We start from the raw sequence: 13,308 nt of genomic DNA on the forward strand, positions 1-13,308 counted from the left end.
CCCGCCGCGGGCCGAGCGCCCGGGTTCCTGGTGTGGGTACTCGACCCTCACCCCGAAATCAACGCTCGCGGAAGCCCTTGGCGAACGCCTCCTTGAGAGGATGGATCATGTATTCCAGCGCCGTGCGCTCGCCCGACGGGAACACGACCTCGGCCGGCATGCCGGCCCTGAGGCGTGCCTTCATCTCCTCGGGGATGTCGGTGTCCGACACGGCCACCTGCGCCAGGAAGTAGGGCTGGCGGGAGGCCTCGTCGACCAGACGGTCGCGCGACAGGTTGCGGATCTGGCCCATGATGGTGGGCGTCGTGCGGGAGTGGAAGTTCGGGAAGCGGATCTCGGCGGCCTGGCCGGTCTGGAGCCGGTCGACGTCGGTGACCGGAACCTGCGCCTCCACGACGAGCTGGTCGTCCGTGGGCACGATCTCCAGCAGCGACTCGCCCGGGCGCAGGACCTGCCCGATGGTGCTGATCTTCACGTTCTGGACGATGCCGGCCCGCGGCGCGGTCAGCTCGGTCCGGCGCAGGACGTCCTCGGACACGCGGATTTTCTCGCGCAGGTCGGACATCTTCTGCCGCGTCTCCTGCATGGAGGCCGCCACGTCCTCCTGCAGCTTCTGCTGCAGCTGGTTCACCTGCAGCCGCACTTCATTGATGTTGTTGCGGGCCTTCGACTCGTCGATCTGGTTGCGGCCGATGACGCCGTCGAGGCGGGCCTTCTCGCGCTCCAGCGCGTTGCGGCGGGTCTTGGCCACCAGCCCCTTGTCGGCCAGGTCGCGCACGCCCACGAGCTCGTCATTGATGAAGAAGAGCTGCTGCTCGGCCGCCGCGCCTTCGCGCTTCAGGCCCTCGATCTCGGTCTCAAGCTGGTGCACCCGGCTCTGCAGCACGTCGATCTGACTGCGCAGCGAGTTGCGACGCTCGCGGAACTGGGCGTTCTGGTCGTCGATGATCTTGCGGACGCTGGGCGACGAGGCCCGGCTGTTCAGCTCCTCCGGATACGTCACCTCTGCCGCGACGTCGCGCTCGGCGATGAGGCGGGCCTCCTGGGCGATCACCGCGTCGAGCTGGTTGCGCACCAAGTCGAGGCTGGCGCGGGCCTGCGTGTCGTCAAGGCGGACCAGCACTTCGCCTTCCTGCACGAGCTGGCCTTCCTTGACGTTGATCTGTTTGATCATGCCGCCCTCGAGGTGCTGCATGACCTTGCGGCGCGAATCCAGCGACACCGACGCGTTCGCCACGACGGCGCTGTCGAGCTTGGTGAGCCCGGCCCAGAGGAACAGTCCCCCGATGCAGGTCGCGATCACCACATAGCCGGCGATCGCGATGGTCCGATAGTCGCTGGACGCCGGAGGGGCCTCGATGACGCTCATGGTCTTCTTTCGCTGTCGTTCTTAGGCGGCCGGAGCCGAAGCGGTGCGCATCTCGGGCTGGGCGGCCAGCTTCTCGGCCGGCGCCGCCACCTTGTCGGGCGGGGACGCCACGACGCGCGGACCCATGATGTTGGCCAGCACCTCGTCGCGCGGACCGGCGAGCTGGACGGCGCCTTCGTTCATCACCAGGACATAATCGACCATTCCCAGGATGTTGGTCTTATGGGTGACGATCACCACCGTGCGGCGGGCCTGCCTCATGGCGGCCACGGCCTGCACCAGCGCCTGCTCGCCGACGGAGTCGAGATTGGCGTTGGGCTCGTCGAGCACGATCACCGCCGGCATGCCGTAGATGGCGCGGGCCAGCCCGATGCGCTGGCGCTGGCCGCCCGAGAGGGCCTGCCCGCCGTCGCCGATATGGGTGTTGTAGCCGTCCGGCAGCTTCTGCACGAGGTCGTGCACCCCGGCCAGCGTGGAGGCCCGGATGATGTCGTCCTGCGTCGCCGCCTCGTCGAAGCGGCTGATGTTCTCGGCGATGGTGCCGGAGAACAATTCGACGTCCTGCGGCAGGTAGCCGATATGGCGGCCGAGGTCGTTCGGATCCCAGTGGTTGAGGTCCGCGCCGTCGAGGCGGACCGTGCCGCCCGCGACCGGCCACACGCCGACCATCACCCGCGCCAGGCTCGACTTGCCGGCGGCCGACGCGCCGACCACGCCCAGCACCGCGCCGGCGGGAAGCGTGAGGGAGACGTTGCGCAGCACCAGGGTCTCGCGTCCCGGCGCGCGCGCATGGACGTTCTCCAGCGTGACGGTGCCGGCGGGGGTGGGCAGGCGCAGGCGCTTGGACGGCTCCGGCACCTTCTCCAGCAGGCCGTTGACGCGCCGGTAGGCCTCGCGCATCGAGACGAAGCCCTTCCAGTTGCCGATCGCGATCTCCACCGGGGCCAGCGCCTTGCCGATGATGATCGACGCCGCGATCATCATGCCGGGCGACACCTCGCGCTCGATCACCAGATAGGCGCCGACGCCCAGGATCAGGCTCTGCAGCAGCGTGCGGTTGAACTTGGTGAGGGCGATCAGCACGCCCGCCTTGTTGCTGGCCGCGGCCTGCCAGCCGAGGGTGGCTTCATGGTGCTTCGACCAGCGCGAGCGGAGCGCCTCGATCATGCCCATCGCCTGCAGGACTTCCGCGTTGCGGAACGTCGCCACGGCGTGGTTGTTCGCCGCCATGGCGTTGCGCGACGCCTGGTCGAGGCTGCTCTTGGTGGAGTACTCGTTGGCCAGCGCCAGCCCGAAGGTGATGACGCTGCCGCCGACGGCGAGCCAGCCATAGATCGGGTTCAGCGCGAAGGCCGCGATCACGTAGACGGGCACCCACGGGAAGTCGCAGAACGCCAGCAGGCCGCTGCCCGTGAAGAACTCGCGGATGGTGTCGACGTCGCGCAGCGACTGCACATGCCGCGGGCTCGGCTGGATGATCGTCGCGCGCTGCACGCCGCGGAACACGTCCGGATTGGCGACCTTGTCGAACTTGACGCCGGCCCGGACGAGGATCTTGGACCGCAGCATCTCCAGCGCCGACGACACCGCGTAGACGAACGCCAGGATGACGGTCAGCGCGACCAGGGTGCTCAGGCTGCGGCTGGACAGCACGCGGTCATAGACCTGCAGCATGTAGAGCGGCCCGGCGAGGGCCAGGACGTTGATGAAAAAGCTGAACACGACGGCCGTGGCGAGGGCGGGCCGGGTGGCGCGAAGCGCGGTCTTGATGGCTCCAGGGCCGAGCGGCTTACCACCATGCACTTCGTCAGACATTGCTCACCATGAAAGAATCGCGACATCCGGGCGCTGGCAACACCCCCGGCTAATGACGAGGAACTAGACGACGCGTGGTACCATATTGTGGCAAAGCCTTTAAGAATAAACTTTGCCAATGGATCAACACGCGCAGCGATTCACGGGATGCTGCGTCGCCGGGGCCACTGTTCAAGGCGAAGCCGGCGCGGCGGCGGAACCCGTTCAACTCCAGGTTCGCCGACCGGTCACTCCGACCTTTGAGGGTGGGCTCCGGATAGCACGCCGAGGTCGGAAATGAAACCCGAGGCCGAGAACTCGTCCTCGATCCTTCGGCGTCCGGCGAGGCCGATGGCGGCCAATGTCCCACGATTAACATAGCATTTGCGCAGGATTTCCGCCGCCGCCGCCACCTCCGGCTGGGCCCAGCGGCCCTCTTCGACGTCGTGGCGCTGCTGTCGGTCCTCCACCGGCACGAGAACGTAGGGCACCGGGAATCCGACCTGCGCGTCGACGAACTCCGCCGTGGCGGACCAGTTGGTGGCCAGCACGGGGACGCCCTGGTGCATCGCCTCGGCCAGGGTCAGGCCGAACCCTTCCGAGCGGTGCAGCGAGGCGTAGAGGTCGAGCGACGCCATCCACGCCAGCGTCCGCTCGCGCGACCAGTCCTCGCAAAACAGTTCCGCCCGCGCGCCCATTGCGCTGATTCGACTCTGCAAATGCTCCCAGGCCTGGCGGTCGTAGTCGGCCGAGCGGGTCTTGATCGACAGGAGAACGTCGTCCTTCAGGCCGAAGGCCGCCTCGAAGGCCTGGATAAGATCCCAGGGATTCTTGCGAGCCTCGGTCGAGGCGATGTCGAAGGCGAACCCGATCTTGAAAGGCCCCACGGGCTGCTGGCGCTCCAGGCTCGGCTCCAACGCCAGCGGATAGCGCAGGCGGCGCACCTGGCGGCCGGTGGACCGGGCGATCGCCTCGGCGGCGAAATGGGTCGGCGCCGCGATCTCGTGGACGAAGCGCGCCTGCTCGACCCAGCTGTCCGGCAGTCGCTCGAGCTCCCAGACCCACACCGCCACCAGCCGCTTCCCCTTCAGCCGCTTGCGTCCGATCGCGGCCAGCGCGCGGGGCATGTTCGGCGGCGTGACGTAGAGCAGGATCGTGCCCGGCCCGAGGGGACAGTCGGCGGCGTCGAGTTCCGGCAGGCTGGCCGGCTGCATCAGGGCCGACGTCAGGTCGATGGCCGCGGCCCCGGGCCCGTGGTCGCGCAAAGAGGCCAGCGCCAGCCGGGCCGTCTGCCCGAGCCCCGAGGGCGATCGAAGCACGCCCGCCACGATCCAGGGCGGCCCCGCCTTGGCGGGGGCGGACGGATCGGGCCGGGGCGCGACCGCCGCACTCAGCCAGGCATAGGCCGTGCGGCGCTGCCGGGCGGGCAGACGGCGCCACAGCTCATGCACGAAGTGGGCAAGGGTCATGCCGGCCGACCGGAGCCGAGGACGGCGTCGAACGCGCCGACGGTGCGCCGCGCCGCCTCCGCCCAGGTGTATTGCGTCGCCGCGCGGGAGCGCCGGTCGCGGTCTTCCGGCGTCTCGCCCACGGAAGCGTCGCAGAGCCTCGCCAGCGCCTGCGACCATGCATCAACGTCCATCGCGTCCACCGTGATCGCGTGTCCGAAAGCGGCTTCTTCCGTTGCGGCTCCACTGGAGACGGCCACCTGCGTTCCGCAGGCCAAGGCCTCGCTGACAGGCATGCCATAGCCCTCGTAAACGGAGGGATAAACAAATCCGGCGGCGGATTGATAAAGGCGCCGCAGCGTCTGCTGGTCGACATAGCCCGTGAGGAGGAGCTGCCCGGAGCGTCGCAGGGCCTCGGAGGCGGCCGGCAGGTCGAGGTCTCCCCAGCCGAGCTTGCCCGTCAGCACGAGCGGCCAGCGGGCCCGCGTCGCCTCGGGCAGCCGCGAATAGGCCTGCACCAGCGTCTTGAAGTTCTTGCGCGGCTCCAGCGTGGCGACGCTAAGCAGATAGCGGCCCTTCTGCAGCCCCAGGGGCGCGGGCTCCTCCTCGCCCTGCAGCCCATAGGCCTCGTCGACGGCGGGCGGGACGATGCGGATGCGCTCGGCCGCGACGCCGAGCAGGCTCATCAGCTCATCGGCGGAGAACTGCGAGATGGTCACGAAGAGCGGCGCCGTCTCGACGCGGCGCAGGCCCGCCTCGAACCACAGCACGCGCTCCTTCGGATGCATCTGCGAGAAGCGGAGCGGGGACATGTCGTAGATGACCGGGATCGCCTGGCCGCTCAGCTTGCGATCCGGGAAAAAATTCAGCGCATGGACGACGTCGAAGGGCCTCGTACCCTGCGCCGCATCGATGAGGAAGTCCGCGCCGCGCACCGCCAGATATTTCGCCCGGGCGATCTGGTGGGACAGGCCCCGCGCCGGCTCGGCGGGCTTCAGGTCCTGGCCGACGCCGGGCGCCACCTTTACGGGCCGGAAGCCCTCGACGAAGTTCGCCAGCCTCTTGGCGCGGCGTCCGGTCCAGGCGAAGAGATCGAGGTCCGTCTCCTGCAATTCGGAGAGGCCTCGCGCGATGCCCATCGTGTAGTTGCCGATCCCCGTCAGTGGAAATCGCGTGGCGACGACGTCGATGGCGATTCGAGGGTGGGACATCGGGTTCCGATCGGGTTGCACCCCGGGTGTTTACAAAGTCGATCCTGCCCCGCCAACCCCGCAGGGCGCCTTATTGACAGCAGGGCGCCTTCTCCTCTTTGCACTGCGCCGGGCGTCGGCCCTTTCGTACTGCTGTTCCAGGAGAAGGCCTTGCCCGGTGTCGGTCGTTTCGTGCTTCGTGTTCCAGTCGTGCGCGCGCTCGATACCCGGATGCTCGCCGCCTGGTTCTCACCCCAGACGATCGTCGACGTCCAGTCGCTCAACCGGCTCCTGGAGCTCGACCGGCGTGTCGCCGAGGAATCCGACCGGTCCGGCCACGTGTCGCGCATGAAGTGCGACGTCGACGATGGCGTGACGGCGCTCAACCGCCGACTCGAGCGCGTGAGGACGGCAGGCTCATCGCGATCGAGGGAAGCACGGCCGAGCTGATGGACCGCGTCGAGCGCGAGTCCGCCCGCGCCCGCCGCGCCTATTCCGACCTGTCCGCCCGCTTCGCGAACCTTACGGCCGCCATGCGCGACGGCGGCGCGGAGAACGAGACCGCCAAGCCGGCCCCCGACGCGCAGGACGCGGCGCTCTCGCCTCTGCTGTCACGCTTCTACGCGACCTTCGAGGACCGCTTCCGGGGCTCGCGCGAGGAGGTTCGGGACCGCGTCGCGGCCCTGCTGCCGGAGGTGCGCGAGACCCTCGATCGCCTCGGCGGCGGACGGGTCGTCGATCTGGGCTGCGGCAGGGGCGAGTGGCTGGAGGTCGTCCAGCAGGCCGGATACGACGTTCTCGGCGTCGACAACAACGAGGCGCAGCTCGGCTCCGCGAGGGAGCGCGGCCTCCCTGTGCTCAGGGCCGACGCCCTGGAGTGGCTGTGCGCCCAGCCGGACGGCTCGATCGCGGTCGCGACCGCGTTCCACCTCGTCGAGCACCTGCCATTCCCGGTGCTGGTCCGCTTCTGCCTGGAGATGCAGCGCGTGCTCGCGCCCGGCGGCTCGCTGCTCTTCGAGACCCCCAATCCGGAGAACGTGCTCGTTGGGGCGTGGAGCTTCCATCTCGACCCGACGCACCAGAAGCCCTTGCCGCCCGAACTGCTGGAATGCCTCCTGGACACGGTCGGCTTCGAGGCGGTCAGGGTGCGGATGCTGCACCCGCACCCCTGGCGCCAGGGCTTTCTCAGCAAGGGCGGTCTGCCGCCCGAGGTCGTCGAACTGCTGTTCGGCCCGCTCGACTACGCCGTGGTGGCGAGCAAGCCGCGCTGACGTTTGTACAAAAAACCCGGCGCGATGGGACGCGCCGGGCTGGAGCATGCTGCGAAAAGGTGGAGACCGGCTTTTCGCGCCAAAGCATGCGACCACCAGGAAACGAGCGAATGCTGTGTTTCCGTCGAAACACAGCATGCTTTGAACCGCCAGATCGGATCGGACCGGTCAGAACCGGAAGCCGCCGCTCTTCAGTCGCCGCGCGTCAGCCTCCGCCATCATGACGACGAGTTCCTCGAGCGAGGTCTTGGGCGCCCAGCCGAGCTTCTCCTTCGCCTTGGACGGGTCTCCGATGAGGAGGTCCACCTCGGCCGGCCGGAAGAAGCGCGGGTCCACCGCCACCACGGTCTTGCCGGTGGCCGGGTCGAACGCCTTCGTGTTCTCCCCTTCGCCTTCCCAGGCGAGCTTGACGCCGAGCGCCTCGGCGGTCAGCTCGACGAAGCGGCGCACCGTCGTGGTCCGGTTGGTGGCCAGCACGAAGTCGTCGGGCGCGTCGGTCTGGAGCATGCGGGCCATGCCGTCCACATAGTCCCCGGCGAAGCCCCAGTCGCGCTTGGCGTCCATGTTGCCGAGCTGCAGGGTCTCGCCGCTGCCCGCCGCGATGCCCGCCATCGTGGAGGTGATCTTGCGGGTCACGAACTCGCGCCCGCGCAGGGGAGATTCGTGGTTGAACAGGATGCCGGAGCAGGCGTGGATGCCGTAGCTCTCGCGGTAGTTCACCGTGATCCAGTGGGCGTAGAGCTTGGCCACGCCGTAGGGGCTGCGCGGATAGAAGGACGTGTCCTCCTTCTGCGGGACGGCCTGGACCTTGCCGAACATCTCGGAGGTGGACGCCTGGTAGAAGCGGATCTTGGGATCCACGATGCGGATCGCCTCGAGGATCTTGGTCACGCCCAGCGCGTCGATCTCGCCCGTGTAGATCGGCTGCTCGAAGGATGTGCCGACGAAGCTCTGCGCCCCCAGATTGTAGATCTCGGCGGGCCTCGTTTTCTCGATGCAGCGCAGGATGTTGCCGAACTCGAAGAGGTCGAATTCCATGAATTCGATCTCGTTCTCGACCCCGAGCTCCGCCAGCCGTCCCCGGTTGACGCTGGCGGACCGCCGGTAGGCGCCCACGACCCTGTAGCCCTGCTCCAGGAGGCGCTTGGCCAGGTAGGCCCCGTCCTGTCCCGTGATACCCGTCACCAGGGCTGTCTTCGCCATCGAGGCCTCCAAGGTTGCGGCCACCGGCCATGTCTGAGCTGCTGCGATATTTGCACTCGCCCGGCGCGTCAAGTAAGCTTGCAACCTGCGGGCGACGTCATTCCTTCGAGATCAGGCCACGAATTCGCGGATGGGCGAGCTTGTTGGACGCCCACCGCCATGTGAAATCTGATGAAACTTGTCGTCCTCACGAATGACTTTCCGTACTTCGTCGCGCATCGGCTGCACGTCGCCCAGGCGGCGGCGAACGCCGGCTGGACCGTGACGGTGATCGGCCCGCAGAGCCAGCCGATTCCACCGGAGCTGGCGGCCTGCGGATTCGACATCTCCGTCCTTCCTTTGGTGCGCTCGAAGCTGGATCCGGCGGCCGACCTCAACTATGTCCGCGGCCTCGTGGCGGCGCTCGGCCGGATCCGGCCGGACGTCGTCCACGCGATCACGATCAAGCCCGTTCTGCTCGGCGGAATGGCGCTCCAGGCCGCGCGTCTGGCGCTTGGCCGCCGCTTCGGCTTCGTCGCGACGATACCGGGGCTGGGCCTCGTCTTCTCCACGTCCGCGGGGGCGTCGCGCCTGGGACGCCTGCGGCGCCTCGCCGTGGAGGCGCTCTATCGCGCCGCGCTCGCCTATCCGGGCGTGCGGGTGACCTTCGAGACGCAGTCCGATCGCGCCTTTTTCATGGAGCGCTTCGGACTGCCCGCCGACCGCGCGATCCTGCTGGCCGGCACGGGCGTCGATCTCTCGCGCTTCGTGCCGGGGAGGCCTCCCGCTGCGCCGATGCGGGTGCTGTTCGCGGGGCGGCTGCTCCATTCCAAGGGCGTCGACACCTTTTGCGAGGCGGCCCGTCTGGCCCGTTCGCAGGGCCTCAACGTCGAATGGCTGATCGCCGGCTGGCGGGACGGCGGCAGCGCCGACGCGCTCTCCGAGGACGACATCGAGGCGCTTCGCCGAAGCTCCGACGTCACTTTCCTGGGCCATGTGGCGGACATGCCCGCCCTCCTGGCCGGCGTGCACGTGCTGGCGCTGCCCACCCGCTATCCCGAGGGCGTGCCGCGGATCCTCATCGAGGCGGCGGCCTGCGGCGTGGCGATCGTCGTGCCGGACTTTCCCGGCGCGCGCCGTCTCGTGGACCACGAGGTCTCCGGCCTGCTGATCGACGACGACGCCGGCGCGCCGGCGGGCGGGCCCACGCCCGCCGCCGTCTCGCTGGCGCAGGCCATCGCCCGGCTGGCCGGCGACCCTGGACTGCGCGCCCGCCTGGCCGCCGCCGCCCAGCGTCGCGTGCTGCGCGACGGCTACGGCGCCCCGGAGATCCAGACCCGGTTCCTCGAAATCTTCGCCGATTCGGCTGGCCGGCCCGCCCCGTCGGCGGCTGGCGGCGTCGCCCATCCTGCGCGCGCGCTCGACGTCGCAGCGCCGGCCGAGCGGTCTTGACCATGTCCTCGCGCCAAGACCACGAGCGGAACGACCACGAGCCGAAAGACCACGGGCGCCAAGACCACGGGCGCCAAGAGGACGAACGCCCCGACGTTGAGCCCGCCAAGGGTGGAGTCCGCGCCGCCGCGTTCGACCGGCAGGCCGCTCTGGCGCTTCTCGGCTCCTGGGTCGCCGTTCTGAGGCGCTGGCGCGACAAGGCGCTGCCCCATGCGGCGACGGCGGCCGGCAAGGCGGCGCAGGCGCTCCGGGACGGCTCGCCCATGGCCGCGGCGGCCATCGGCAGGGTCGCGTCGCTGCTGCCGAACAGGGTCGGGACCGCGGAGCCCGAGCCGCCGCCGCCGGATGATCCGGAGCTGATCGACATTCTGGCCGGACTCGACGCCATGCCGCCCGGCAGGCGGGATGAGGTGGCCCTGATGGTGCTCGATCTCTGGGAGGCCTTCACCAAGGAGTTCGGCGGCGTCAGCGCCTTCGTCAGCCAGTCCGTCGACGCCAGGCAGGCCTATGTGGCTCGCCTCCAGGCGTCCGCCGGCCGGATGGCCGCCACGCGCGGAACCGAGCGGGAGCATTTCTACTATTCCGTCGTGATCGTGGCGCACTACCTCGACGCCTGGTCCCAGGCCGCCACCGAAGAGGCCCATACCCGTTCGCCGGCGCAGGTCGACCGGCTCGGCGCCCAGTTCACCGCCCTCGTCGAACGCGGCCGCACCATCCGGACGCTCCGGACCGGGCCGGCCGGGTCGCCCGCGTCGGCCAGGAAGTCGTGACCAGGGCGGCCGGAGCCGAATGGCGCTGGTCAGGCTGGAACAAACGGAACTGACCCCCACGAACGTCGTTTCCAGTGCACTCGAACAGGCAAGGAGACGACGATGGCAACGGATCAGAACTGGCAGGGCGGCGGGTCCAAGGGTGGAGCCGAGAGCGCCTCCGGCGCCGCGGGCTCGGTCAGCGAATTCGCTTCGAAGGCGGCCGACACGGCCCGGCAGGCCGTGAGCCAGGCGAGCGACGCCATCAAGGGCGCGACGCCCAAGGACGCGGCGCGCATCGCCCAGCAGGGCGGCGAATACGCCTACAACACGGTGACGTCGCATCCGGTCGCGACGGCGGCGCTCGGGGCCCTGGCCGCCTACCTCATCTTCGGCCGTGGCGGCTCGAACGACTACTACCAGCGCGACATCGACAAGCAGTACCGCCGGGCGCGCGACACGGTCAGCGACTACGCCGACCGCGCCCGCAACCAGTGGGGCGGCTACGACGTCTCGGACGCCATGTCGATGGGCCGGGACTATGCGTCCCGGATCGGCAACCAGGCCGCTCACGAGCCGCTCGCGGCCGCGGTCGGCGTGGGGCTTCTGGCCTGGATGGTGGGCTCGTTCCTGTCCAGCAACCGCTGAAGAGAGCCGGATCGGAGAAACAACCCAGGGCGGCGGCGACGCCGCCCTGGTTCGTTAAACGGCCGTTGAGACGCGATCCTGTTTACCGCGACGGAACAAATCGCCCACGCGCGCGTTCCAACCAGTTGCGTCACCGGCGCAACGATCAGGGCAGGCGGGCGAAATGACCGGAGCGCCGGACTCACGGACGGCAATCGGCGACGATCAGTATCGTCGACTTGTGGAGGGCGTTAAGGATTACGCCATCTACATGCTTGACCGGAGCGGCGTGGTCCGCACCTGGAACGCCGGCGCGAAGCGCTTCAAGGGCTACGAGGCCGGCGAGATCATCGGCCGGCATTTCTCCGTGTTCTTCACCGAAGAGGACCGCCTTGCGGGGCTGCCCGATCGCGTGCTCCAGGCGGCGCGCGAACAGGGCCAGTCCGAGCAGGAGGGCTGGCGCATCCGCAAGGACGGAGCACGGTTCTGGGCCCACGCGATCGTCGACCCCCTCTACGACGACGACGGCGAGGTGATCGGCTTCGCCAAGGTCACGCGCGACATCAGCGACCGGCTCGCCGCCCGCGAGAAGCTGCGCGAGAGCGAGGAGCGGTTCAAGCTGCTCGTCCAGAGCGTCACCGACTACGCCATCTACATGCTGGACCCGCAGGGCGTCGTGACCAATTGGAACATGGGCGCGGCGCGGCTGAAGGGCTTCCAGGAGCACGAGATCGTCGGGCGCCATTTCTCCACCTTCTACACCGACGAGGACCGCGCCGCCGGCAAGCCCGCGCTTGCGCTCGACATGGCCGCCCGGCATGGACGCTACGAGCAGGAAGGCTGGCGCGTCCGCAAGGACGGATCCCGCTTTTGGGCGAACGTGGTGATCGATCCGATCCGCAGCGACCAGGGCGAGATGCTCGGCTACGCCAAGATCACCCGCGACATCTCCGAGCGGAAGGCGGCCCAGGAAGAGGTCGAGAGGGCGCGCGCGGAGGCTCACCACGTGCAGAAGATGGCCGCGATCGCGCAGCTCGCGTCCGGCATCGCGCATGATTTCAACAATCTCCTGACTGTCGTGATGGGCAATCTCGACCTGCTGAAGCGCGCCCGGGAGGAACGCCGGTCCAAGCTCATCGATGGCGCCCTGCACGCCGTCGAGCAGGCCCGCAAGCTCACCGGCAAGCTGTTGGCCTTCAGCCGAAGCCAGCCGATGTTTCCCGACGCCGTCGACCTCAACGCCCTCATCGCCGGGATGGACGACATGCTCTCCCAGTCGCTGCGGGGCGACATCCGGCTGGAGTTCGACCTCGCCGACCAGCTCTGGCCCGTCGAGGTGGACGTCTCCCAGATCCAGGTCGCGCTCATCAACCTCGCCGTCAATGCGCGGGACGCGATGCCCCATGGCGGAGCGTTCCGGATCAAGACCGAGAACCTCGTGATGGGGCATGGCCGGCTCAGCCATGCCGTGGCGGTCAGCATCTCCGATGACGGCGCCGGAATCGACGCCGACCTGCTTCCCCGGGTGTTCGAGCCCTTCTTCACCACCAAGGAGGTGGGCCGCGGCGTCGGGCTGGGCCTGTCCCAGGTCTATGGCTTCGCCCAGCAGTCGGGCGGGAGCGTGGACATCCGCAGCGAGGTGGGCAGGGGCACGACGGTCACGCTTTACCTTCCCAAGGCGGCCTCGGCGGAGAACCCTGCGGCCGGGGAGGCCGCCCGGAGCGGCGAGATCGACGGCCGGGGCCTGAAGATCCTGCTCGTCGAGGACAATCTCCACGTGGCCGAAGTGGCCGCCGCGCTCCTGACGGAACGGGGCCACGCCGTCGAGGCGGCGGTGAACGCCGAGGAGGCGCTTCAATTCCTGGCGCGCGCGCCAGATTTCGACCTCGTCTTCTCGGACCTGGTCATGCCCGGCGAACTGGATGGCCTGGCGCTCGCCCGCCAGGTGCGCTCGACCTGGCCGACGATGCCGGTCCTGCTCGCGACGGGCTACAGCGACGCGGCGAGCCGGGCCAAGGCCGAGGGCTTCGCCCTGATCACCAAGCCCTACCGTCCCGAGACGCTCGCATCGGCGATCCAGCAGGTCGTCTCGCAGGCGGGGGCGGCCGTGTCCTCCCAGGAGGCCTCCAACGTCGTCGCGCTCGCCCGCCCCGGGGCATGACCGGCCGCGCCGCCGCTGAACCAACGTTTTTCGCGCGATCTTCAGCGCGGCCGTGACTTGGCCTT

11 protein-coding genes are annotated in these 13,308 nt (G+C 69.1%); 6 read left to right on the forward strand and 5 right to left on the reverse strand.

Going from position 1 to position 13,308, the window contains the following annotated elements:
* Nucleotides 1–58: 58 nt before the first annotated feature.
* From ABEG18_RS07055 to ABEG18_RS07070, 4 genes are all read right to left on the reverse strand, one after another.
* Nucleotides 59–1,369, reverse strand: coding sequence for an HlyD family type I secretion periplasmic adaptor subunit (locus ABEG18_RS07055; RefSeq protein WP_406857373.1), 1,311 nt, complete (start codon nucleotides 1,367–1,369; stop codon nucleotides 59–61).
* 21 nt (nucleotides 1,370–1,390) lie between these two features.
* Nucleotides 1,391–3,184: a type I secretion system permease/ATPase gene (locus tag ABEG18_RS07060; protein WP_406857374.1), complete on the reverse strand. Its 1,794-nt coding sequence runs from the start codon at nucleotides 3,182–3,184 to the stop codon at nucleotides 1,391–1,393.
* Nucleotides 3,185–3,411: 227 nt separating this feature from the next.
* Nucleotides 3,412–4,632, reverse strand: coding sequence for a glycosyltransferase (locus ABEG18_RS07065; RefSeq protein WP_406857375.1), 1,221 nt, complete (start codon nucleotides 4,630–4,632; stop codon nucleotides 3,412–3,414).
* A complete protein-coding gene (locus ABEG18_RS07070; protein WP_406857376.1) occupies nucleotides 4,629–5,822 on the reverse strand; it encodes a glycosyltransferase family 4 protein in 1,194 nt (397 codons plus the stop codon). Before ABEG18_RS07070 ends, ABEG18_RS07065 begins: the two co-directional genes overlap by 4 nt.
* 150 nt (nucleotides 5,823–5,972) lie before the next feature.
* Here ABEG18_RS07070 and ABEG18_RS07075 point away from each other — a divergent pair, with 150 nt between their 5' ends.
* Together ABEG18_RS07075 and ABEG18_RS07080 are read left to right on the forward strand one after the other, a co-directional pair.
* Nucleotides 5,973–6,251, forward strand: coding sequence for a hypothetical protein (locus ABEG18_RS07075; protein ID WP_406857377.1), 279 nt, complete (start codon nucleotides 5,973–5,975; stop codon nucleotides 6,249–6,251).
* Nucleotides 6,251–7,072 (forward strand): class I SAM-dependent methyltransferase, encoded by an 822-nt coding sequence (locus tag ABEG18_RS07080; protein ID WP_406857378.1) that lies wholly within the window; start codon nucleotides 6,251–6,253, stop codon nucleotides 7,070–7,072. The genes ABEG18_RS07075 and ABEG18_RS07080 overlap by 1 nt, the downstream gene beginning before the upstream one ends.
* A gap of 168 nt (nucleotides 7,073–7,240) precedes the next feature.
* Here the strand turns inward: ABEG18_RS07080 and gmd are convergent, their stop codons facing one another.
* A complete protein-coding gene (gene gmd, locus ABEG18_RS07085; RefSeq protein WP_406857379.1) occupies nucleotides 7,241–8,275 on the reverse strand; it encodes a GDP-mannose 4,6-dehydratase in 1,035 nt (344 codons plus the stop codon).
* Nucleotides 8,276–8,446: 171 nt separating this feature from the next.
* On the opposite strand from gmd, the gene ABEG18_RS07090 reads away from it, so the two are divergent.
* The 4 genes from ABEG18_RS07090 (at nucleotide 8,447) to ABEG18_RS07105 (ending at nucleotide 13,243) form a co-directional block, all read left to right on the forward strand.
* The gene (locus ABEG18_RS07090) at nucleotides 8,447–9,706 is read left to right on the forward strand and encodes a glycosyltransferase (RefSeq protein WP_406857380.1); all 1,260 of its coding nucleotides are present in this window, start codon (nucleotides 8,447–8,449) and stop codon (nucleotides 9,704–9,706) included.
* 2 nt (nucleotides 9,707–9,708) lie between these two features.
* Complete coding sequence (locus tag ABEG18_RS07095) at nucleotides 9,709–10,476, forward strand: hypothetical protein (protein ID WP_406857381.1); 768 nt, start codon at nucleotides 9,709–9,711, stop codon at nucleotides 10,474–10,476.
* A gap of 102 nt (nucleotides 10,477–10,578) precedes the next feature.
* Nucleotides 10,579–11,103 carry a hypothetical protein gene (locus tag ABEG18_RS07100; RefSeq protein WP_406857382.1) on the forward strand — a complete coding sequence of 175 codons (525 nt, stop codon included), beginning with the start codon at nucleotides 10,579–10,581 and terminating at the stop codon, nucleotides 11,101–11,103.
* A gap of 250 nt (nucleotides 11,104–11,353) precedes the next feature.
* Nucleotides 11,354–13,243 (forward strand): PAS domain S-box protein, encoded by a 1,890-nt coding sequence (locus tag ABEG18_RS07105; protein ID WP_406857383.1) that lies wholly within the window; start codon nucleotides 11,354–11,356, stop codon nucleotides 13,241–13,243.
* Nucleotides 13,244–13,308: the final 65 nt, after the last annotated feature.

It is taken from the genome of Alsobacter sp. KACC 23698, assembly GCF_045348435.1.
GTDB lineage: Bacteria > Pseudomonadota > Alphaproteobacteria > Rhizobiales > Beijerinckiaceae > Alsobacter.